This window comes from Pseudovibrio sp. W74 (assembly GCF_001623085.1).
Taxonomy (GTDB): Bacteria; Pseudomonadota; Alphaproteobacteria; order Rhizobiales; family Stappiaceae; genus Pseudovibrio.
The window spans coordinates 133,222-156,575 of sequence record NZ_LMCJ01000042.1 but is presented as its reverse complement, the minus strand read 5'-3'; the positions used below and the strand labels follow the sequence as shown (position 1 = coordinate 156,575).

Annotated in this window: 22 protein-coding genes; 18 read left to right on the top strand and 4 right to left on the bottom strand. The window is 46.4% G+C overall.

Annotated elements, in window-relative coordinates:
* From PsW74_RS20055 to PsW74_RS20015, 9 genes are all read left to right on the top strand, one after another.
* On the top strand, window positions 1-269 hold a 269-nt coding region (locus tag PsW74_RS20055), incomplete at its 5' end, for a hypothetical protein (protein WP_082830648.1).
* 176 nt (window positions 270-445) lie between these two features.
* On the top strand, window positions 446-2,101 hold the full coding sequence (gene tssI, locus PsW74_RS20050; protein WP_063288968.1) for a type VI secretion system tip protein TssI/VgrG: 1,656 nt from the start codon (window positions 446-448) through the stop codon (window positions 2,099-2,101).
* A gap of 8 nt (window positions 2,102-2,109) precedes the next feature.
* Window positions 2,110-2,781, top strand: coding sequence for a hypothetical protein (locus PsW74_RS29445; protein ID WP_063288967.1), 672 nt, complete (start codon window positions 2,110-2,112; stop codon window positions 2,779-2,781).
* Window positions 2,782-2,789: 8 nt separating this feature from the next.
* Window positions 2,790-3,389: a DUF4123 domain-containing protein gene (locus PsW74_RS20040; RefSeq protein WP_063288966.1), complete on the top strand. Its 600-nt coding sequence runs from the start codon at window positions 2,790-2,792 to the stop codon at window positions 3,387-3,389.
* 2 nt (window positions 3,390-3,391) lie between these two features.
* On the top strand, window positions 3,392-3,829 hold the full coding sequence (locus PsW74_RS20035) for a hypothetical protein (RefSeq protein WP_208988076.1): 438 nt from the start codon (window positions 3,392-3,394) through the stop codon (window positions 3,827-3,829).
* Window positions 3,830-3,831: 2 nt separating this feature from the next.
* The gene (locus tag PsW74_RS20030) at window positions 3,832-4,680 is read left to right on the top strand and encodes an HNH endonuclease (protein WP_063288965.1); all 849 of its coding nucleotides are present in this window, start codon (window positions 3,832-3,834) and stop codon (window positions 4,678-4,680) included.
* 10 nt (window positions 4,681-4,690) lie between these two features.
* Complete coding sequence (locus PsW74_RS20025) at window positions 4,691-5,239, top strand: SMI1/KNR4 family protein (RefSeq protein WP_082830652.1); 549 nt, start codon at window positions 4,691-4,693, stop codon at window positions 5,237-5,239.
* Window position 5,240: 1 nt separating this feature from the next.
* Window positions 5,241-5,999 carry a hypothetical protein gene (locus PsW74_RS20020; protein WP_063288963.1) on the top strand — a complete coding sequence of 253 codons (759 nt, stop codon included), beginning with the start codon at window positions 5,241-5,243 and terminating at the stop codon, window positions 5,997-5,999.
* Between the two features lie 11 nt (window positions 6,000-6,010).
* Window positions 6,011-6,307 carry a PAAR domain-containing protein gene (locus PsW74_RS20015; protein WP_063288962.1) on the top strand — a complete coding sequence of 99 codons (297 nt, stop codon included), beginning with the start codon at window positions 6,011-6,013 and terminating at the stop codon, window positions 6,305-6,307.
* 999 nt (window positions 6,308-7,306) lie between these two features.
* Here PsW74_RS20015 and PsW74_RS20010 read toward each other — a convergent pair.
* Window positions 7,307-8,530, bottom strand: a complete 1,224-nt coding sequence (locus PsW74_RS20010) for an MFS transporter (RefSeq protein ID WP_063288961.1) — start codon at window positions 8,528-8,530, stop codon at window positions 7,307-7,309.
* 1 nt (window position 8,531) lies between these two features.
* Entirely contained in the window at window positions 8,532-9,758 is a 1,227-nt protein-coding gene (locus PsW74_RS20005) for an ATP-grasp domain-containing protein (protein ID WP_063288960.1), read from the bottom strand.
* A gap of 874 nt (window positions 9,759-10,632) precedes the next feature.
* Here PsW74_RS20005 and PsW74_RS20000 point away from each other — a divergent pair.
* A complete protein-coding gene (locus PsW74_RS20000) occupies window positions 10,633-12,090 on the top strand; it encodes a radical SAM protein (protein ID WP_082830647.1) in 1,458 nt (485 codons plus the stop codon).
* Window positions 12,091-12,603: 513 nt separating this feature from the next.
* Here PsW74_RS20000 and PsW74_RS19995 read toward each other — a convergent pair.
* Complete coding sequence (locus PsW74_RS19995; protein WP_063288958.1) at window positions 12,604-13,611, bottom strand: GlxA family transcriptional regulator; 1,008 nt, start codon at window positions 13,609-13,611, stop codon at window positions 12,604-12,606.
* Between the two features lie 93 nt (window positions 13,612-13,704).
* Here PsW74_RS19995 and PsW74_RS19990 point away from each other — a divergent pair, with 93 nt between their 5' ends.
* From PsW74_RS19990 to PsW74_RS19960, 7 genes are all read left to right on the top strand, one after another.
* Window positions 13,705-14,757 (top strand): proline racemase family protein, encoded by a 1,053-nt coding sequence (locus PsW74_RS19990; RefSeq protein WP_063288957.1) that lies wholly within the window; start codon window positions 13,705-13,707, stop codon window positions 14,755-14,757.
* 185 nt (window positions 14,758-14,942) lie between these two features.
* Window positions 14,943-15,962 (top strand): TRAP transporter substrate-binding protein DctP, encoded by a 1,020-nt coding sequence (dctP, locus tag PsW74_RS19985; RefSeq protein WP_063292640.1) that lies wholly within the window; start codon window positions 14,943-14,945, stop codon window positions 15,960-15,962.
* Between the two features lie 57 nt (window positions 15,963-16,019).
* The gene (locus PsW74_RS19980) at window positions 16,020-16,547 is read left to right on the top strand and encodes a TRAP transporter small permease subunit (RefSeq protein ID WP_063288955.1); all 528 of its coding nucleotides are present in this window, start codon (window positions 16,020-16,022) and stop codon (window positions 16,545-16,547) included.
* Between the two features lie 3 nt (window positions 16,548-16,550).
* Window positions 16,551-17,858, top strand: coding sequence for a TRAP transporter large permease (locus tag PsW74_RS19975; RefSeq protein WP_063288954.1), 1,308 nt, complete (start codon window positions 16,551-16,553; stop codon window positions 17,856-17,858).
* Window positions 17,859-17,869: 11 nt separating this feature from the next.
* Window positions 17,870-18,340 (top strand): universal stress protein, encoded by a 471-nt coding sequence (locus PsW74_RS19970; protein WP_063288953.1) that lies wholly within the window; start codon window positions 17,870-17,872, stop codon window positions 18,338-18,340.
* Entirely contained in the window at window positions 18,333-18,878 is a 546-nt protein-coding gene (locus tag PsW74_RS19965; RefSeq protein ID WP_193775961.1) for an asparaginase domain-containing protein, read from the top strand. Before PsW74_RS19970 ends, PsW74_RS19965 begins: the two co-directional genes overlap by 8 nt.
* A 3-nt stretch (window positions 18,879-18,881) precedes the next feature.
* Complete coding sequence (locus PsW74_RS19960; RefSeq protein ID WP_082830644.1) at window positions 18,882-20,300, top strand: aspartate ammonia-lyase; 1,419 nt, start codon at window positions 18,882-18,884, stop codon at window positions 20,298-20,300.
* 318 nt (window positions 20,301-20,618) lie between these two features.
* On the opposite strand, the gene PsW74_RS19950 is transcribed toward PsW74_RS19960, so the two are convergent.
* Window positions 20,619-21,632 carry a LacI family DNA-binding transcriptional regulator gene (locus PsW74_RS19950; RefSeq protein WP_063288951.1) on the bottom strand — a complete coding sequence of 338 codons (1,014 nt, stop codon included), beginning with the start codon at window positions 21,630-21,632 and terminating at the stop codon, window positions 20,619-20,621.
* An 86-nt stretch (window positions 21,633-21,718) separates the two neighbouring features.
* On the opposite strand from PsW74_RS19950, the gene PsW74_RS19945 reads away from it, so the two are divergent.
* On the top strand, window positions 21,719-22,894 hold the full coding sequence (locus PsW74_RS19945) for a phytanoyl-CoA dioxygenase family protein (protein ID WP_063288950.1): 1,176 nt from the start codon (window positions 21,719-21,721) through the stop codon (window positions 22,892-22,894).
* The last annotated feature ends 460 nt before the right edge of the window (window positions 22,895-23,354 follow it).

Sequence of the window (23,354 nt, the reverse complement as noted above, 5' to 3'; positions counted from 1 at the left end):
AGAAGCGCGGTTACTTGCGCAGCTTCTTTCGCGCCCTGCTGTGGCGCCGGCGTAAGGTGGAGACAATTGCTGAAGCTGCACCCAAAGAGTGCGATCCGGCAGGCACGGCGCATGTGGTTCTGCAAGGTCGTGACCGGCCTGAGCGCTCGTCTGACGCGCTGCATGAAGACCTGTCTGAAGAGCTGGAGATCCGGGGCTTTCTGGATCAGTTTCCCGGTCACCGCTTGATGGTCAAACCCGGGGATCAGGCCCATAAGGAGATATTCTGATGGTCTATCCGCTAGCGGAGCAGAGACTGGCGCAACAACATAGTGCAGCTCATGACTTAAATCTCCTAGAAGGTAAAGCCAGAATAGTATTGCCCGGCAAGATTTCCAGGCTGCAATGTTTCCTTCATCACAATGGTCTTTAGTTGCTCGTTTTTGAGAACAATTAGGTTTTTATAATGTCTGTTTCAAACCTGTCTCCTATCCTTTCCAATAATCAGGACCTCGCATTTTCTTTCTCATGTTCGGGAGTAGAAGACGGTGAATTGAAGGTTGTCGAGTTCAAAGGCTCTGAGCAACTATTTGGACTTTACGAATTTGAAATTAAACTAGTTAGTCGCGATGATCAGATAGATTTACAAGAAGTAGTCGACGGTCCAGCAGTACTACGCATTTTGAATAAATTTGAGCCACCACGTTTCATTTCTGGTGTTATTTCCAGAGCTGAACGACGAGATCGTGGGCATCATCATACAGCCTATAAGGTCATATTGATGCCAGCAGCGCACAGGCTTCATCATGCTGCAGATTCAAGGATTTTTCAGCGCAAATCTGTCCCGGATATCATTAAGGAACTGCTGGCAGAGCAAAATATTGGTGATGTAAAATGGGACTTGGCCGAACCTCATGCGGAGCGAGAGTATTGCGTACAATATCGTGAGACTTGTTGGGAGTTCATTGAGCGTTTAGCAGCTGAAGAAGGAATGTGGTACTTCTTTGAGCATCATGATAATGGGGTACATCGCCTTGTTTTTCTGGATAAGAACCAGATTGCTCCAACGCTTGAACATTCTCCTTTACTTACATATAATGCGACTGCAGGAGGCACGACACGTGGCCGGTTCGTCTATGAGTTCGCTTATAGTGAAGAAGTACATTCCAGCAGTTACATTCAGCGTGATTACACCTTCCATAATCCCAAGTACAACTTAGAACAAGAAGGTCAGCGCCAGGAAGATAATGGTCTTGCAGGCGATTATGTAATTTATGATGCCCCGGGCAGATTTAAAAGTGATCCAGTTGGCAAGGCGTTTACACGCTACAGGCTTGAAGCTGCCAGAGTTGACGCAACCACTGCCAAGGGGGTGACCAACTATGTTCATCTCTCACCAGGCTATCTGACAAGCTTAAGCGATCATGACATCCAAGATTACAACATCAAGTACATGCTGTTGTCCGTTCTCCATTATGAGACGCAGCCACAAGCTCTAGAGGAAGACGGCGATCCGGAGGAACCAACAAAATATGAAGCCTCTTTCAAGGCAATGCCAGCACGGATCTCTTATCGACCTCCAGTGAGCCGAAAGCCTTTGGTAGATGGCCCGCAAATGGCTCATGTCGTTGGACCTAAAGGGGAAGAGATCTTTTGTGATGAATATGGCCGCGTCAAAGTTCAGTTTCCTTGGGATCGACGTGGCGGTTTCGATGATAAGTCATCGTGCTGGATACGAGTTGCGCAAAATTGGGCTGGGCCTATGTGGGGACACATGGCAATCCCTCGGATTGGACAGGAAGTCATTGTTGATTTTCTGGAAGGTGACCCTGATCAACCTATTTTGACAGGCCGGACTTATCACGCTCAAAATCATCCGCCTTACAAGCTGCCAGATCATAAAACAAAAATGGTCATTCGCTCCGATAGCCATAAAGCCGCTGGTTACAATGAGCTGTCTTTTGAAGATCAGGGTGGACAGGAGAATATCTTCTTACATGCTCAAAAAGACCAGACGATCAAGGTTCTGAACAACCGCTCAAAGAATGTGCTTGCCAATCAAGTTGAAAATGTTGGGGCGAATAAGTCCATCACTGTTGGAGCCAATCATCAGGAAAAGTAGGCGGCAGCATGAACCTTTCCGTTGGTGGTGGAGGTGCAGCAGGAGGATTGTTAGGTGCATTAGGTGGCCTGGTGAAGTCTGGTGGCAAGAGTTCCAAGAAAGGCGCGAAGAAAGCTGGTAGTGCGCCTGTAACAGAATTTGCAGCAGTGGTTGCAAAAGTGGGCGCTGGTGTTGAAGCGCAGTCAGTTAATGCCGGAGTAGATTTTCTTAAAACAGGTGATCACTTTTTTGAAGGTGGAAAAGCTCAAGCTGGTGCTGGATCGGTTATCGGCGGGATGCTTTCGAAGTTTATGCCCGGATCGGGAACTTTAAGTGTCGTCGTTGAGAAATTCCGCTCCGACACCATTGGCATGGCGCGTACCGAGCAAATCGGGATGATGAAAAACACAGTTGTCGGTGCAATCCAAACCATCATGGTTGGAAAACAATCCAAGCTCACTGTTGGCGAGAAATACGACGTAGAAGTCGGTAAGAAAATCACGTCTAAAACTAAGGTTCACACAATTCTGGCAAAGGACAAGATCGTCCTAGCCGCTCCCGGCGGCCAAATCGAAATTTCCCAAAGTGGCATCACAATTAAAGGCAAGAAGATTGATCTGCTGGCTCCCTCCATCAACCTCAAAGGTGGAAGTGGCGGTAAGGATACCGATAAGGCCATGGCCGAGAAGTGTGGGAAGTAGGGGGGAGCATGGCAGAGGATCTTGCAGAGTTTTTAGAAGAAACATTTGCCTCATTGCGAGCACAACAACCATCTGGCGAACCATCGCGCATCTTCGCTGTGGTAGATGCGTCCCGCGACCCCATGATGATACCGCCCACGATCGGAGCTCTCAGCAATCATTATAGTTGTCTTTATAAGGGACAGGCTCTTGTTGAGTTTGGAGATGACACAGCGTGGATCGTGGAAATCCGCGAAGATGAGGATGTCCTGGACTGGTTGGCCAGCGAGGGCTTTGGCAAGCGGTGGGCTATCTTTGCGCTCTCATCGCTGGATCTGGAGGGTTTTGTGCGTCATCTGCGCAAATTTACCCTTATTGAAGATGAGGGCGGCACCGAGCACTTCTTTAGATTTTACGATCCACAGACCATTCGCCAGTATTTGCCAGTGTTCACATCCGAGCAGCTGTCGGTGTTCTTCAAAGGCATAGATAGGCTTGTTTTAGAAAACACGCTCAATCCTGAAGAACTTTGCATGTTCCATGTTCATGAAGGTGAACTTTGCAGAGAGGTGATAGATCTACCGAGCTTTGATGAAGGCACCGCTGTATCCATGCAGGAGGCGAGCTGATCATGTCAATGAAGTTCAACAATAAGCAAATGCTTGCCAACTTGCACGAGGATGCAGATTTTGCTGAGTGGTATGTCGAAGATTTCATGAAGAAGAATCTTCAGAACTACTACTTTGCTATCTCAGATGAAGGCAAGCGGGAAATGGTGATCAACGGGCGCAACTATGCCCGTCGCTTTGGCTTTAACAATCCTGAGTGGCAGTTCCACTTTGTCACCTTGATGTGGAAGGTCGCGGCCAATTTCTGGCAGTTTCCAGGCTTTAAGGAAATTGCAGAGGATCAGAAAACTTCCGAAGAGGAGCGCATTGATCAGTTTTACAATGTGTCTAAGGATCTGGCAGTTGAAGCCATCATGAACCCAGATGAACGATTTTGGTATCCCGAGATAGTTGATGTCTTGAAGCGGAAGCATCCGCACGAATTGAGGTTTAAGGATTAGACATGGGGCAACAACTTAAAAACTCTGGTGTTGATGTCGACAAAACCCGGGGTGCCTTTAAAGGATTACAGGAGCTTCAGCAGAAGTATCTCGAACTTGGAGTTGACGCAGGCCTTGCTGCAGGAGGTGCTTTACCGCCACCATATGGAACCGCTGCAGACGTGGTCGCGCTCAGTAGATCCGTTTCCAAGGGGGATTGGTGGGGAGCTTTATTTGACGTAGTCGGACTTGTACCCATTGCTGGAGACGCTATCAAAGGTGGACGTATCCTCAACAAGTTAAATGACTTGCGCAAAGCTGTAGATTCAGCCGGTGGCATATTACAGAAAAGTTTCAATAAGACAAAAAAAGTTGCCACAAAATACTGGGATGATTTGGCTAAGAAAAACCGCAAGGCCTATGACGATGCAATCAAGAATTGCAAAACGAAAGCTTGTCGAGAATCCCATGCAGTTAAGAAAGGCTCGCAATATGGAAATACTCCTAAAAGCGGCAAAAATGGGATATGGGAGGGTGAGCGTGGCGATAGCAAATGGGTGCCTGCTGATGGAGGAAAGCCTGTAGAGTATAAAAATGGGTTCCCAGATTATGGACCGCATTCCAAAGGTGATGTCGATATTGCAATGACAGGGAAAAATTCGAAAGATTTTCCTGCTGCCGATAAGGCAATGCAAGAAAAACTCGGTGATCCCACTTGGAGAAAGCCCAAAGGGTATACTTGGCATCACAAAGAAGATGGCGTCACAATGCAGTTAGTCCCAGAGCACATTCATGCAACCGGGCGAGGTGCGAGCACTCCGCACACTGGAGGAGCAGCCATGTATAAAGGTGGCCATGCTTCTGACTTCTAAGGAAAATATTATGAATGCAAAAATTGTAAGAGACGGTGATGAATGGCCGAGTACGAGAGGCATTGCTGATAAAATCAAAAATTGGGAAGTTGAAAAAAAAGTAATTCTTCCAGAGGATTACAAGCGGTTTTTGACTAAATACAACGGAGGGCATATTTATCCTCTGCTATTTAAGTCTCCAGTACCAGAAGAGTTATGGGGTGCTCCAGATGATGATGATGTAATTTTCGATCCTGTTTTTGATTGGGATTACGCCATCGAACGTAGCTGTGACAATTTCAATCATGCCAGAAGACCAAAATCTTCGTTGCCCGTTGGCTCTGATCCTGGGGGGCTGGAAGTTGTTATTTCTCTCGAACAAAAGAGTCTTGGCAAAGTCTACTTAATTCACTTCGGCGTTGGGCCCGATGACGAAGAGCCTGTAATGAGAGCTTATTTGTTGGCAAATTCTTTTAGAGAATTTGTTTTTGAAAAACTATACGAAAATGCTGACAGGGATGGTTATGACTATTGGTATCGGCCAGGAATTGAACAGCATTCAGTGGACTTAGAGTTTTGAGATGGCTTATTTCAAGTCTATTTCTGATACCTTCTTTGCCACTTGGCCAGATAGCTTAAAGGAAAAAAGCATCCGGCATGAGGAAATTGCTTTAAGTCCTCAAGATGTAGTAGCTCTGGGAGCCAATACTCCCGAGTTCTGCGAAAAATTCGAAATGTTCAATCATTTTGACCTTTCTCAGGGTTTTCTGGATGAGGTGACCGTAGGGCTGGAGAAGTTTCCATCTGGCGCCTTTCCTAGGCTGGATTATTGCTCTTGGAAAGAAAGCTGCCTTGTGAACTCGCCAGCACGTACCTTGCGTGATGTTGAAGCTATTATCTTACAGCCCAGTCTACGAGTTGCTGCTGCTCTTATGGAACCAGCAATTCATAATGCAGGGGCTAACTTCTATCTGCGGGAGTGGATTGATATTCCGCGCTGGAGTGAGTTTCGAATATTCATGCGAGATCGGAAAAATATCGGAATTTCGCAATACAATACAGCTGAGCAGTTTCCACAGATCCAGCAAAGCTTAGACGATATCCGGACAGCCCTCATTGAATTCTGCTTGTTTTTCCATAAAGAATCTCATCTTGAGACGGTTATTGCCGATGTCTTCTTAACTGATCAAAATGAGAAACTTCAGGCGCGTCTTATTGAACTCAATCCTTTCCTCAATAGAGCTGATCCCTGCCTCTATAGCTGGAAGAAATCAGATTTCGATGGCAAGTTTCGGTTCATCAAAAATGAAAGAATTGTTGCTGCGCCTATGGCCAGTTAAGGAGGGTGATAATGCCTAAAGCTGCTCGTGTTAGTGATACTGGGTCAGGACATGGTTGTCATTTCCCGCCCACTCCAATCATCTCAGGTAGTCCTGTTGTGAAAATAGACGGTCTACCTGCCGCTCGTGTTGGAGATTCACTAATTCCACACGGGTGCCCTGTGTGCCCAGCTCCACCGCATCCACGTTCAGTCTCGGCAGGTTCTTCAATAGTGACTATTGATGGCAAGCCTGCTGCCCGCGTTGGTGATGCAATCGGCTGCGGTGGAAGCATTACTTCCGGTTCACCTATTGTGACAATTGAATAAGGTGCCAAGACTTAGGTAAACCTGCTCATTTGTTCGGTGTCTGCAAGATGGTTTGAGCAGAAGGTTACTAAAAATTCCACGTCAACGTCACGTCAACAGCTATACTCAGTTTGAACTGCATGCGTTCTCTCTCAAAGATGTTGAATGTGCCTGAATGTCGTTTAAGTACATAAGAGAAGTCAGGAAGTTATAGGCTATCTTATTGAAATATAAGAGTAGCTAAATCTTCTCAATATGAGGCTCATAACCTGAAGGTCGTAGGTTCAAATCCTACCCCCGCAACCAAATTATGATCAATAGATCAACAACATAACAAAAGCCCTGAACCTCTGGTTCAGGGCTTTTTGCGTTCGCGTCAACACCACGTCAACATTAAAGGCACAGTTGTAAAAGCCTGATGAGACAATGCTGGGGGCCAAGTGGTATATGTTCTTCTAACGGATTGGGATGAGATGTAGTTTCTAATTGGCTTGCGGAGTTAATATATTCCATGTACGCTACTAATGCTCGATTGAACTATCATTCGTAGGCGTAGCCAACAAACCAAGCGCTTAACTGAGCGGCAATGGCTTAGTCAATGCGTATAATGCTGGCGTTTGCTGCGATGCAGAAAATTGAAAATGCATGTGGCTGTTTCAAGGTGCAACGGGCCAACTCTGGACATTCGAGCTATTCCCCTAGGGTTTTAGATTTTGCCCATAAATTGCTGTCTACTATTGGTTTTTGGCTCATCTCTCACTGTTATCTTCGCAAATATGGTCACAACACTCCATTATTCAAATCAAATGATCAGTCTATTACCCCCCCCAAAAAAAAATAGACAACCCTGATCCCGTTTACCTTTCTAAACTTTGCGATCATCAAAGCAGTCGATATCGATAGCGTCTAGCTTTCCCTCAGGTTCCACGCTCATTTTTCAGAGTGTAAGCAGCGTTTGCTGTGATCTGAACAAATATAGATGCCTTCAGAAAGGAACGTTCGTACTAATAAGAGGCTCGGTCAATCTCTAGCGGTTTCCAATGCTGGTGATCGACGGCTATGCATTAGGAAAATACTGGCATAAACCAGTAGCCCGAGAGTTGGCATAACAGTCAAAAGCCAGAGAGCAGATTGCACATCATAGTTAAACCAGATGTATCCCAGTAACGCGGGGAAGACTATACGTGCGCCACTCACTGTAAGGTCAACCAATGCTAGGAAACGACCCTTACAATGCTCCGGTGCATTCTTCGAGACGTAAGCCGGTAGAATAATGGAGTAGATGATTTCTCCAAGAGACCAGAATGTAATCCCTAGTAGCAATGCCGTCGTGTTGAACCCGATAACGATCGTCAGCATGCCAACAACCCAGAAGCAAGCAGATATAACCATCATAAGCGGCTCACTACGGTCTCGTATCAAACGCTCGACAATGAACGATGCGCCAAGGACGATTGCTGCATTCAATGTGTAGACAGCACCAACCATTATCTCACTGGTATGAAATACGTTTTTTAGCAATAACGGCACCAGATACTCCATGCCGAATAATACACCTATTAGCAGGATACCGGACAAGCAGAATACCGTAAGCGCTGGGGACGCAATGAGAAGTTGTATTAAGCTTTGGTTATTCTGCGTTTGCTGGGCTTTTTGCTGACTACCACCGATTGTTGCTTTTAGTCCAAAATATATGAGTAACAAGCAAATCGTCTTGGATAGAATGTCGCCATAAAATACAAGCTCAAATGAGCGCACTGCAAGCACACCACCGAGTAATGGCCCAAAAGCCATGCCTAAGTTTTTGAAAACATAGTCATTAGCATAGGCAAACTGCCGTTGCTCTGTAGAAGACAATTTGGCGATCAATAGACTACCAGCTGGCCCGTACATCCCCATGCCAAGTAGTCCGACAAAGAGAAAAAAAGTATAAGCATAAGGAGATGCATTCTGGGTCATCAGGCCCCAATAACCGATGATATTGATAGAAAATGATAAGAGAATAACTCCTTTTGCTTGCCAACGGTCGACTAGACTGCCGCTCAGCAGATTACCCAGGATCATTCCCAAGCTACCAACTGACAGCATAGTGCCTGCAGCAGCGACAGATAAACCGCGCCCATTTACGAGATATAGGGTGAGGAAGGGATAGACAAACATACCCAATCTATTCACCAGCGAGCAGAGGAAAATGAAATATAGTTGCCGGGGTAACTGTTGGAAGTCTTTGGCTATAGTAAACATATCAGTTACCTACTTGGATCTGGAAGGCTTCACGAATGTTTCGAAATTTCTGGGCGACCCCTGCAAAATCATCGCCATGACAAATGTAATAGCCCAGCACTTCATAGCAATGTTCAGCCTCTTTCAGAACATCTCCCTTCTGCGCCCACACTTCGGCTTCAAGGACTGAAGGTAACGCGCGTATGGCGTCACTGTCACTGATCTGTGTTATAGAACCTGTAACCAGAGTGGAAAGGTATTCGGCACCAAAACTTGTCGTGTAGTCTTGGGTGATATGGGCTTCTTCATTAAGATCAAGCCTGACCCATTGTTCTACCAGATCAAATCCGTAGGCATGGTTGATAAGGGAAATTATGGGGCCCCCACCACAGCGAGCAGCAGACTCGCCGAAGTAAATTTCTCCATCGTCAGTAAGATAGAACTCAGTATGAGCAACACCTGTGTGCATGCCAAAATGATTTAAGAGGTGTCGACATTGCGCAAGAATGTCTCTCTGCTCTATATTTTCACCCTGGCCGAGGGTGATAACGCCTTGGTGTTGTCCTGACTCTTTATAGTCAATAATATTGTAAGTATACTGCGAAAGATTGTCGAAAACGGTCTCACCATTCTGCACTAAGCTATCGATAAAATATTGAACTCCATGAATATATGCCTCGACACGGTAATCATGGCGTTCATTACGAATTTTCTTCCAAATTTCCTCAAGTTGCTCCGGCGTTTCAACCTTAAAGGTATTACCGCAGCCATAACCGTCATATGGTTTGATAATTATCGGATAACCGTGTTGTCCTGCGAACTCATCTAAGGTGGCCCTTGTATGGGGAACGCAGCAATGAGGTGTTTTAAGGCCGAGTTCTTTAGCACGCTGTTGCATCACGTTTTTATCTCTAAAATGGATGCCGGCTGCTGGTCGTAATCCGACAATATTATTGTCTTCCCTGCACAGACAAGCAGTGTAAACATCTTCATCGTGGAAAACAAAAATACGTTCGATCGCTTCCTTAGAGCAAATCTCAGCCACTCGTGCACGCACGTCGGGCACTGAACTCAAGTCAATAAACTCATATGCCATGAGCTTATTGAGCATGCTTTTCGGTGGCGTGCTTCCAGAATGGAACATAACATGCAAAGAATATTTCAGATCCTTTATAACTCTCACGAAATTGTCGAGATATTTAAAGTGCATGGCAACTTCACCACGAAAAAATATTACGATCTTTTTCATAATTTAAAGAATCCTATTTGAAATCTATATTAAGTTACAAAATTTATTAGTTTACCAATCTCACCAATACTGGGAGACCAATCTGCCCTACAGCCTGTCGCCAATCTGGATCGCACTCCAATTAGAACTCTCCTGAATATAGGCATCAAACGCACTTGTCTTTTGTTTTTCTTGACAAATTAGCGCAATGGCTCGTAGTCAATTGTATTTCTAATCGTGTACTTGGTATGCGTACATAGAAGTCAGCTTAAGTTAAGCTAGATGAATCGCTCTAAAGTAACTCTCAATAAGATTAAAATAAATAATCAAAAAGACAATCTTATATTGAAAGCAAAAACATATAAGCGTGTAGATTAAAAAAATGCAACCCAAAATATTAGCAGCAAATAGCCTCAACCCACGAGCTAAAGGCTTTCTGATCGCCTCCCTATGAGTTGATTACTGTGTGCAAAAACTAGAAAATGCCTGCTTTGATGAGTTAAATTACTTATTTATCAGATGAAGTCCATACAGAGTTCATGGATTACTTTAAAATAGCATGAAATTTAGTATCTGGTGGCCTGATCCTGTCTCATAGCGTTCATTGCCATTATTCTTAATTCATGGAGCGACGGCTTTGTTATTTTTCAATGAACAAGGCCAAGCTATTTAGAGAACTACCTCAATGTAATATATGTATAAAAATCCTCTTTATATAATAATATATTTAATGTTACTTATTTTAATTAATCTAATGCACGTATATTGGTAATAATATCGAATTTTGTATGAATAAATATTTCTCATTATATAATATACTTCTAGTAATTGATTGATATGAGTTAATGTTGTTAACATAAGTGCAATATTAATAAATTATATTTTGAGGTTATACATGGTTGATCTTCGCATAGGTAATGAAAATCTTTTAAATACACGCTTTAAATACATGGCACGAAACACAATTGATTACTGGATGGTCCCAGATAGTAAGAAATTAAGTGAGACGGAAATAGTTCAGTGTATTTCCGCAGCTCCAGTAACTGATGAAACAACATTCCAGCTGTACCTTCACATCCCGTTTTGCGCCCAGAAATGTTCATTCTGTGCATTCTCCGGAGGCAATACTCTGGATTTCGCTAATGCGGGTGAATATATTGACCTGTTGATTCAGCAACTCCGCAAGATACTGCAAATTACGCCCACTTATGGTCAAAAACGTATTCGTTCCATACACATTGGAGGCGGGAGCCCAGATCTGGTGCGTAGCCATATCGGAAGACTTTTAAGTTATGTACGTTCGCTAGAGGGTATGGATGAAAACACGGAGATCGCAGTTGAATGTGCTCCAGCAACAACCAAACCTGATTTTCTGGACGAACTGATTATTCATGATGTGACAAAGCTCAGCTTCGGCGTGCAAAGCATCAATCCAGATATCAGGGCTAATATCCGTCTGCCGCGATCAATGCGTAAAGTAGAAGAGTTATGCGAATACGTTGGTGGCAAGATTCCAATCGTAAATACCGACTTTATCACCGGTTTGCCTGGTCAAACACTTGCTGATGTTGAAGCGGATTTGGATTATGCCTTGAAGCACCCGATCATCAATGCTGTCAGTACATACCTACTGACACCAGGTGCAGCGCCATCTTTGGTTGCGGATGTGAAAAGCGAAAAGGTGCCTCATGTGCCAACGCATAAAGAACAAGCAATCATGCGATTGCATTCCTACAGTACTCTGCAGCAGTCAGGTTGGGTTCGTTGTGGAACAAACACTTATGTCGACAAAGCTTCCGTTAGTAAGGAAATCATTGATCATTTGCCGGGCAACGAATGTATTGGGGCAGCACATTACGATACGTTTCTGATTGCCGCTGGTGCACAGGCTATCGGTTCAGCACCAGGTGTCCGGTTTGAAAACACTGTAGATATCAATCATTGGAAAGAAGCTGTGCGTAATGGTGAATTTGGTTTCAACCTCAGAAAGTCAGCACTTCATCACCAGAAGGACATGTCTTTGTGGACGTTCCCATTGTTTTATGAAGGGCTGAGAAAAGATCGCCTTCAAGCAATGATTGATGCCGGAGATGTGGATGAAGCACAGCTCTCTACTCTACAAGATTTGATCAATGAAGCGCTTGTCATCGAGGGACCTCATGATTACCGACTTTCGATATTGGGAGAGGTTTTCATGGGCCACATAGTAAGGCTCTTGAAGAAAGAGGAAGGCCAGAAAATCATTGATGCATACATCCATGAAGGCTTCAAGATTGGTGAGGCGATTAACGCTGGTGTAATCGATCATGACAACACTGCGAATAATCGTCAGAGCGTCGTTGAACGAATTTAGGTGAGTACGGAATAGTTTATCTCATACTTTGTTATTTTTCCTAAGTTGATAATCCTTGGCTCCTTCTGCTTTTTCTAGAAGGAGCCAAGCAGAATAGCCATTCCTAACCGTGCAATGAAACCATCTGAAAAATGCGAGGCTGCAGCATATAGAGCTTAGATCCGTCCTACAGCACAATTTTGCCAATTATCGCCGCGTGTAATTGGCCACGCAAATGTTTACTCTCGTTCGCAAACCTGTTTTGCCCTAGTGGAAGGCGAGTGCACTTTCTTGTCTCTCCGCACTTTTAAGTGGGATAGCAACCAGGAATAGTAAGAGCGCCTCAATAATCAAAGGTCAACGCCAGTGCGAATGTCCGCGATTTGAGCATAAGTAACAAACTGTTGAATCTGGGCTAGTACCTGATTATTGATATAATATATTTAAATTAACTGACGCAACGGAGATTCTATATTTTACTCTTGCCGTAATATTAAATTTTCCTTTCAGCGTCGACGATACATAATCGTTGGTTCATCTCTGCTTCACCAAACGTTGCGCTCTATAGTGTTTCGGGGTTTGGTTGAATTTAGCTTTGAACCAGCGGGAGAAGTGGCTGCTGTCGGAGAAACCGCATTCATGGGCGATTTGGGTGACGGTTCGTTTTGAGTTCATGAGGCGCCAGCGAGCATGCTGGAGGCGCATGTCACGCCAGACTTCTTGTGGTGTGGCTTTTGCATGTTCAGTAAAAGCTCTGTTCAGTTGCCTGACGGTGGAACCCAGCATTTCGGCAAGCTTTTCTGTTGTGTCTGGGTCTCTCAGCTTCTGACGCATGATTTTAATGGCCTGTTCCACACGCCAGTTTCCGCATTCCTCTAAATCTTGATAGGGAAGCCGCCCAATCTCATGTGCTGATCGATGCTCGTCTACAACGAGGGCCGTCAGGCCTTTCATTCCACGAGAGCGTCCACAGTGCTTAATCAAAATTTCTACTGCAAGGTCAATCGCAGCAGTTCCACCAGGGCAGGTCAGGATACTTCCATCGCGGACATATAGCTCATTTTCTACGGGCTCTACCTTTGGAAATTGTTGCGAAAAAAGCGGGCGATGGTGCGCGTGAATTGCGGCCTTTCTACCGTTAAGGAGGCCTGCCTTGGCTATGATAAAGCTACCAGTGCAAAGTCCGATAAGTTCTGTCCCTTTGGCGTGAACGTCTCGCAAGAATGCATAGGTTTCTTCTGGAATCTGTTCCATTTGTTCAAGTTGGCCGCCGACGATGACGACATAATCATAAATCCCTGCTTCCTCAAACGTCTTCCATGGCATAACTGCAAGACCAGAACTTGATGCTACGGGTTCCAAATCATGACTTAAAACATCCCAATGGCAGAATACTTGTCTACTTCTATCAGCTTCATCTGAGGAGTGACGCACAGCATCGATAAATCCTGCTAGCGGCAGGATTGTAAACGCCGGAGCGAGAATAAAGGCAAAGCGAACGTCTGGTTCAATCTGTTCATCTGTGATGTGAGGGCTTAGCAAGCTGATACTCCCGAATCTGCAAGTAAATGTCTTTTTTGTTCTATTATTAGCCCGTTACGTACTGCATTTCTCCTTAGCTAACAAGGAGGGCATATGCGCTGGATTAAATCTGTGACGGTAATTGGTGCACACGCTGAAGGGGAAGTTGGGCGTGTTTTGACGGGTGGAGTACTGAATGTTCCCGGAGCTGATATACTTGAGAAGATGGAGTACCTGAAGGCCAATGATGAGCTTCGTCAGTTTGTAAATCGTGAACCTCGCGGTTGTGCTCAGATGACAACGAACCTCTTGCTACCTCCATCACATTCGGAGGCACATGCTGCGTTTATACCCATGCAGGCAGATGGGACGCATGCCATGTCTGGATCCAATGCAATGTGTGTGACAACGGTGTTGCTGGAGACTGGCATCTTGCCAATGCATGAACCTGAAACGACAGTTGTTTTGGACACTGCGGCTGGACTGGTAAAAGCAGTTGCGCACTGCAAAGAGGGACGTGTCGAGCGAGTGTCCTTGGATTTCTTCCCAGCATTTGCTGAGTATCTGAATGCTCAGCTTGAGGTAGAAGGACTGGGAACGCTCACGGTGGATGTTGCGTTTGGTGGTGTTTACTACGTACTGCCAGATGTAAAACAGCTTGGGTTTCGTATTGGGCCTGATGTCGCGCAAGATATGGTTGTGCTCGGAAACAAGATCAAAAGGGCAGCCCAGGAGCAGCTCACAGTTCAGCATCCAGAGATTGAGAACTTCAACAGTGTCGAATTTTTGATGTTTACTGATATGATTGATGGAAAGCAGAGCTCATACCGCAATGCTACGATTATGCCACCAGGACGTGTTGATCGCTCACCATGTGGAACCGGTACCGCTGCTCGTCTGGCTGCCATGCATGCCAAGGGATTGATTGAACCCAATCAGCAGCTCGAAATGCGATCCACGATCAACTCTCGTTTTGAGGCTTCTATTCTTTCTGAGACGAAAGTGGCTGGGCAACCCGCAGTTATTCCTCGTATCTCTGGGAGGGCCTGGATCTATGCAACCATGCAGTTGGGAGCTGATCCAACAGATCCTTACCAGTTGGGTTACACCATGGCAGACACCTGGGGAACTGGCATCGACCATGTTATTCCAGGTGCGCTAGACTAACGGGTGAACAACTCAAACGTAAAGTTTCGGATGGGGGAAGTTACTGAATGTAATTCCCCTTAATCCTGTCTGCTACGTTCTCCAAAATGACTTATATGTTCTTTTATAGGGTGTTATCAGTCTCTTATTCTCAGGGTGATCTCACAATCGAACTAGTGAGGGAATTTAACTTGGGAGGATTGAACTTGGTTTTTAAATTGCGGAAAACAGCTGCGGTTGTGTTGGCGACGGCAATGACAATTGGGCTTTCAACGTTTGCGGTTGAAGCAAAGACAACGCTTAGACTATCTCACTTATCACCTCCAGGCAGTGACATGGATAACTGGGCTAAGGACTTTGCAAGTCGCGTTTCGGAAGCTTCTGATGGCCGCGTAAATCTTCGCATTTTTCCTGCAAGCCAACTAGGTGATTGGGAGGAAGTTTATGAGCAGCTGAGCCAAGGTTCTGTTGATCTGGCAATTCAGTCAATCTCAACGAAATTTGACTCGCGACTTTCTCTAACATGGTTTCCTTACACCGCAGTTGACTATGACAGCGCAAAAGATGCCTGGAACAATGGTGGCTTTCTCTTCAATATCGTGAATGACCTCGTAAAGCCGCAGCAAATTCAGGTTTTAGCACCTTATGCAAACGGCTTGGGCGGTTTGGCTGTTGGCAAACCTGTCGATGATCCGAAAGATCCGAATGCGGACCATAGTGAGCTCAAGATTCGCGTCTGGCCATCGGGCGTGGGTACGCACAAGCCGCTGCTGGAGCGTCTGGGGTATTCAACAACCACAATGCCTTGGGCGGAACTCTACACTGGAGTGCAGACCGGCGTAATCGACGGAATGGTTGGTGGCGTTCCTGAAAATGCGGTTCGTGATTGGAATGGTGTTGTCGATACATGGTTGCAGATCAACGATCATTTTGAAATCAACTGGTTGCTTTCATCAGCCTTCTCCATGGCTCAGTTACCAGAAGAAGATGCAGCCGTGTTGAACGAGATAGCTGCCCAGATGGCTACGGAGCGCTTTAACGCCGTAGAAGAAGCTGACAACCGCTACCTTGAAGAGCTTAGCAAGAATGGTGTGACTGTTGTTACCTATTCACGTGATGAGATCGAAAACATGGCAAAAGCCGTGCGCGTTGATGCATGGCCGAAGATGAAAGATCAGATCGGCGACGAGCTCTATGAGCTGCTTGAAAGCCGCTACTCAAACTAATGAGTTTCGAAGACCGGAGATCTCCTCCGGTCCTCGGACAAAATAAAAGAGGGCGGTATGCTTCAAGAGCGCCAAATACACATTAAGAACCCAATCTGGCAACTCAAGCTGAAGCTGTTGCGGTTCATTATGTTCATCACAAGTATCGCATTCACCACAGCAGTCTTTCTTCAGGTCGTGATGCGATATCTGTTTAACTATTCGCTTTTTGGTGTTGAAGAGTTCGCCAGTTTTGCTGGTGTCATTATGTACTTCGTTGGGGCAGCGTATGGAACGCATGAACGCAGCCACATCTCGGCCAGTCTAGTGGACACAATATTCGGAGAAGGACGCATCACTGCAGGCGTCCATGCCTTCACACGCCTCTTGTCTGCAATTTTGGTGGTTTATATCCTCAACTCACTCTGGGGGCTGCTCGTCTTCACAGAGCGTATGAACACCGTATCAACGGAGCTACGTCTCCCAATGATCTGGATCTATGGGACGATGTTCGTGGGACTGGCTCTGACGGCTTTCTATTTCCTGCTCGAGTTTATTGAAAGCTTCCGCGCAACAATCTGGCACGCACCAAATACGGAATCCTAAATCATGAGCTCCCTAATTTTGATGGACGTTGCGCTTCTCGTGACGTTGATGATCCTTGGTGTACCTGTTGCTTTGACATTTGTAGCCGCAGCCGCATTCCTGATCATCTTTGGTGAATACAACTCGACAACCTTCTTGATAACTGCAGGCTTTTCTAAGCTTTCTTCAGTCGTATTACTTGCGATCCCACTGTACATTCTAGCTGGTGGTATCATGACACAAGGTGGAATTGCCAAACGTTTGCTTGAAGTTGCAGACAGCTTCTTTGGTCGATACCGCTCGGGTCTTGGTGTTGTAACCGTCATCACAACTGCCGTTTTTGGCGCAATCTCCGGGATGGCATCTTCTGCTGTTGCTGCTATCGGTTCTATTGCCATTCCAAGAATGGTGGAACGAGGATATGACCGTGGCTATGCGACAGCTCTGGTCAGCTGCTCAGCAGTTCTGGCGCTGCTCATCCCTCCCAGCGCGACCATGATCCTTTATGGCTGGGTGACAGGTACCTCTATTGCAGCAAGCTTCCTTGCACCTTTGGTTCCTGCACTGTTGCTTGTTGGTCTGTTTTCCTTCTGGAACATGGTCCTGACACGCAAGATGGAGATTACTGTTCCTGAAGCCCAGCCGTTGAATGTGCAGATCAAAACAGTTTTCCAACGCACACGAGAAGCTGGCTTCGGGTTGGCAATGCCTTTGATCATCCTGGGGTTTATCTATGGAGGTATCACCACACCTACTGAAGCTGCTGCTGTGGCTGTGGTCTACGCATTGCCAGTCGCGTTTCTCGTTTATCGGGAGCTGACATTCAAATCGTTTTACGATGTGGTTTGGAAAGCAGCTCAAGTGACTTCGGTACTGATGCTTGTGATCTTTACAGCAAACATGCTAGCGCGCGTGTTGACGCTTGAAGAAGTGCCTCAACAGATACTGGAGACGATGCTCTCCATTTCTGATGATCCGATCGTACTTCTGCTGCTTGTAAACGGCTTCCTGTTGCTTATTGGGATGTTTATGGAGGATGTTTCTGGCATCTTGCTTGCAGCTCCGCTGTTGCTGCCTGTGGTGACCGAGGCTGGCGTACATCCGGTGCACTTTGCTGCGATTATTGGAACCAATCTGGGCATGGGTCTTATTACGCCGCCCACAGCGCCAATCCTCTATTTTGGTACTTTGATAGGGCAGACGTCGCTTGCGAAGGTTCTAAAACCTACTCTGGTGTTTGTTTTCCTCGCATATATGCCAGTGGTTCTGCTCACCACCTTTGTCCCAATACTATCCATGTGGCTGCCGATGGCCGTAACAGGCATCAGGTAGGAGGCAGGTAAATGACACTTCGAATTCTCATTCCCATTGATGTGGAAGAAAAACGCTCATGGACCGAGATTTTGCCAGAGCTAAGGCTTCATGCAAAAGGCAACTCAGTTGAGTTGACCTGCATGACAGTTGTTCCTGATCTGGGCACAGTGATTGCGCAGGCCGCTCAGGCTGCACCTTTTGTATCGTTTGTGCCTGGCGAGCTGAAGGAAAAAGCCCTCGAGGTCGCGCAGTCCCGGCTTGGCGAGATAACCGAAACAGAGGAGTTCGGAATCATCAATCGGTTTGCTCGATCTGGCAACATCTATTCGGAGGTCCTGCAAACCGCTGATGAGTTATCAGCAGATCTCATTATCCTGATGTCTCACATTCCTGATTTCGGAGATTACTGGCTGGGTCCAAATGCAGCAAAGATTGTTCGTCATGCAAATTGCTCTGTGTTGGTGGTACGACCCAAGAACAAGAGAGCTACTCATGATTGATGCCTCCAATTCAACGACGAGCTATAAGAATGGTCTGCTGAAAGTTGCTGTTGTTATGACGGGGGGGACGATAGCGAAAAGCTATGATCCTAACTCAGCACGACTTTATAATTTTGAGCTCAAAGTCAAAGAGATCATTACTTCCTTAAGCTTGCCAGATCTGGAGTTCACGTTCGTTGACTTGATGCATCTGGACTCTCTTGAAATTGGTGATGAAGAACGTGCTCAAATTACCCGTTCAGTTACAAGTGCTGCTGCAACTCATGATGCGGTGATTATCACGCATGGTACAGACAGCATGGCGCTGAGTGGTGAGGCATTATGTTGTGCGGTCAAAGCACCTCGTGTGCCGGTGATTTTTACAGGTGCGATGGTTCCCTATGTCATTGAAGGGTCTGATGCTTCTCAGAACATGATTGAGGCATTGGTGTGCGCGCGGCTCTTACAGCCCGGCATCTATATCGCCTTCCATAACCGCGTTCTGACGTTGCCTGGAGCACGGAAAGATCATTCTAACCTGACATTTACGGAGGCATGACGGATGCCAAGAATTGAAACTGATAGCATCGGGTCTCGCGAACTACCTGATGATGTATTGTTCGGCATCAACACGCTTCGCGGTGCAGAAAACTTTTTGATCTCTTCTGCAACGATCGGTGACGACCAAGCTCTGGTCTGGGCTCTTGCGATCATCAAGAAGTCAGCTGCCCAAGCTAATGGTGTATTGGGAGGTCTAACCGTCAAGCAGACTAATGCGATCTCCGCGGCGTGTGATGAGATTATGGGTGGCAAGCATCATGACCAGTTCATCATCAACATGTTGGAAGGTTCCGGTGGTACGTCTATCAACATGAATGCCAACGAAGTCATCGCTAATCGTGCCTTGCAGATTATGGGATATGAGGCTGGAGCTTACGAATACTTGAAGCCTAACGACCATGTAAACATGGGACAATCAACCAATGACGTGGTTCCTACTGCTGTCAAGCTGGCTGTGCTGCTGAAAGTTCCAGCGCTTACTATGGCTCTGACAAGGCTGGGAGAGGCATTTCAGCTAAAAGCAGATGAGCTTGCCGAAGTACTCAAAATTGGCCGTACATGTATGCAAGGTGCGCAACCAATGACCATGGGACAGGAGTTCAGCGGATACTCAGCTGCTATTCTTCGAGCCCGTGACAAAATCATGGATACTACTGAAGCCCTGCAAGTTCTGCCGTTGGGAGCAACTGCAATCGGAACAGAGCTCGGTGCTCGTGCAGGTTATCAGGAAGCTGTTTATCGGTATTTAGGTCAAGAATTGCCACATCCTGTACAGCAATCTGACAACCTGTTTGATGCGATGCAGAACTCAGATGGGTTTTCAAGACTTTCTGCTGAACTGCGAGTTACTGCTGAGATTTTGGGCAAGATCAGCCTCGATTTAATTATGATGTCTTCCGACAAACAATCCGGCATCGGTGAAATCAAGTTACCCGCGATTCAGCCAGGCTCATCGATCATGCCAGGTAAAGTGAACCCGGTGATGCCTATGATGGTTCAACAGCTGGCATTTGCTGTGATTGGTAATGACACGGCGATTTCACTTGCCGCTCTCAATGGACAACTCGAGATCAACCACTTCGAACCGATTATCGCGTCTCGATTGTTTGACAGCATAGATTTGCTTACGCATGGTGCGGATCTGTTTGCGAAAAAATGCGTGAATGGAATAGAAGCATTGGAAGATAAGGCGCTTCAAAATCTCCTCAACTCATCTGCTCTTGCTACCGTATTCGTACCCATACTTGGATATGCTGAGGTCTCCAAGATTGTGAAGGAAGCTGATGTAAACGGAAAACGATTTGTCGATGTCATTGTCGAAATGGGCTTGATGTCACGAGAACAGATCATAAGCAAACTCTCGAATGCTGCTCTTTGGGGCTCCGCAAAATGCTCTAAAGAAGCAATTTCCCTGATCTAGCAGTCCAGCCTTTGCAAAAGCGAAAGCTGCTTCTTGAACAGGCTCATTTGAGCAGTCCTGATATTCTAATCTTCGATGAAGCGACCTCTGCGCTGGATGAGGCGAATGCTACTCAGATCGTGAGCATGATACAAAACCTGACAACAGATCATGGAGTGTTGCTGATAGCTCATGACTGCTATCGTAAGCACGATTATCGATTTGAATGACAAAGCTACTTTGGAGAACAAGTAGAGGAATGTTTGAAGAGAGCGAGGCCTTCGTAATTGTTCCCATCGAAGCCTTCTGGATAAATGCGTGGGTGAGGGGGCGGTTCATTTAAAGCTCAGGTGCAATTATGTGAACATCAGAACCATTGGGAGTTGGAGGCTCCGCTAGGGTTATGTTGTTGGCACGACTGATGTGAAAAAAGGCAGCCGAGATATCCTGAGTGATCTCGTCATGGAGTACAAATGAAATTCTGCCCGCGTTGAGCAATGCTTTGTTTTCCTGATTAAGGTCATGTGCAATGTAGCTGTCTGGATACATCTTATATTGCTCAAGCATTTGAATAATTGCCCTGTTTCCTCCGCCCATGGAGTACACAGCACATATGTTCGGCTCTTTCTCAAGAATAGAGGCCAGGTCTTTTTCAATTTTATGATCAACTCCAGAACCTCCTGTGGTTTCAACAAATTTCAGGTCTGGACGATTACGTGTGAGCCATGATCGAAAACTGAGTGCGCGTGTTTCTTCACCTTTAAAATGCTCGTGACTGCGGCTCATCAATATAGTTCCGCCAGCAGAATGCAGCGTCTTTGAGATCAGGTTAGCTGCAGTCTTTCCCGCCTTTGCATTGTCAATCCCAACGTATGTCAGTCGTTCTGAAATCGGAATATCGGTGAACATCGTGAGGACAGGAATATTCCTTTCTGAGAGCGCTTTGATCATGTCTCTGAGCTTTGGCGTGTCACGCAGCTTCAGGCAAACCCCATTACTACCGTGAGTCATAATGCGTTTGAGGTAACTCACGGCCTCAGCCTCTTGCATATGCTCTTGCATTATGAAACGCGGCCGGATGACGACAGGGTTTGATCTGCCAATTTCACTTTCAACAGCGCGCCGTATCTCAGAGGAGAAGCGGTCTGGAGCTTCGACAACAAAGTCGATAAAGAGCTTCTTGCCGCGTGCAGACAGCTGCTTTTCCTGCAAGTGCAAATCTGCAATCGCGTTTTGTACTCTGCGGACAGACTGCAGACTTACGTTTGTGCGGCTGTGAAGTACGCGGTCAACCGTTGCTGTACTTAATCCAGCTTGAAGAGCGATTTCTTTAACAGGGAAACGATGCGTCATTGATGGATTCTTGATGGAAATGCATATGGCTGGCAATTCAACATTTTGCTTATTTAAGGCCTGATACATCAAGGAGAGGGACTAAGATGGTCAGTAGCAAACAAATTGATGGATTTTACAGGCAATCGGCCTGTGACTTAAACGAGTTCAAGGCACTCGTGGAGCAGGAGCTGTCCGCTGAGACAGTTCCCAACGCCACCCATGTGCAAAGCAATATCCCTATTTACAGCGCAGCGAGCCTGCGAAATATGCTTGAAGACACATCCAAGCGCAGAAGCTTGTTGTCAGAGTGGGCTAGTGTTTTGCAAAATACAGCTGGTGTTCTGGTGATTAAGGGAGCAGCAGAAAATATCGCAGCGATAGACGAAGCTACGCAGATATTTGAGAGCATTATTTCTGCTGAGGGGTCTTCCGGCAATGGCGGTGATCATTTTGCAGCTGCTGGTGCGAACGATCGTATCTGGAACAGCCTGGAGAAGCTATGCTTGGCAGATCCATCTGTATTTGCTCGTTACTTTGCCAATCCGCTCATTGACGCGGTCTGTGAGAGTTGGCTGGGGCCGAATTATCAGATGACGACACAGGTCAATCTGGTCCATCCGGGAGGGGCAGCGCAGCAAGCACACAGAGATTATCATCTGGGCTTTCAGACTGCCGAGGTCTGCGAGGATTATCCGGCTCATGTCCATCATCTGTCCCCCTACATGACCTTGCAGGGCGCGATTGCTCACTGCGATATGCCCCTTGAAAGCGGACCTACAAAGTTGCTGCCGTTTTCACAAAAATACCTGCCAGGTTATGTGGCGTGGAGGCGAGACGATTTCCGGGAGTATTTCGAGGCTAACTATGTGCAGCTTCCACTCGAAAAGGGAGATGCGGTTTTCTTCAATCCTGCATTATTCCATGCAGCTGGTGCGAACACGACGACAGATATTCACCGTATGGTGAACTTGTTTCAGGTCTCATCTGCGTCTGGCCGCGCAATGGAAAGTGTTGATCGTAGTGCTATGTGTTCTAAGGTTTTTCCGGCCCTGAAGCATCTGACTGAGCAAGGGGTGCTATCAGGCAAGCATCTTGACGCGGCAATAGCATCCTGCGGAGAAGGGTACTCGTTCCCAACCAATCTGGATTTGGACCCACCAGTCGGCGGGTTAGCTCCTGAAACTCAACAAATGCTATTGAAACGCGCGTTGAATGAAGGGATGGCCGCAGACGTTTTCACGAAGGAACTGCAAAAGCAAGGTGCCCATCGCCTGCCTTAAAGCCCAATTCCCTAATCGCAGCGATCTTGTTTGTTGACAGTACCGCCATCCGTTTAGCGCACTCAGCCCAGCTGTGAAAGAATCCAATCAAGGAATAACTCAGCGCTGACTTTTGGCGATCACTGGACTTGCTGGTGGCGCTAACCAAGGTTCAGCTGGTTTTTGGTGGGGGGGGGAATGATGGCCTTAGTCGCATTGACGGCTGCTTCGCTCCCCATCTGGCTGTCCGGCGATTAGCTTGGCGTCAAACAAATCACCCTTTGAGATTGCGATCATAAGATCAACCATAACAACGACCTTATGCCGTGGTACTGCGCGGCAAAAGCAGTGTAACTGGAGCAGTCTAAAACAGACAGGCCGTCTTCCCGCATCCACACGTGCAACCAATCGGTGTGAGCGTCCTATCTTGCCATTCAGTTGCGGTGTTGCCTGCTTGATGTAGGCGTCGTGGCTGTTTTGT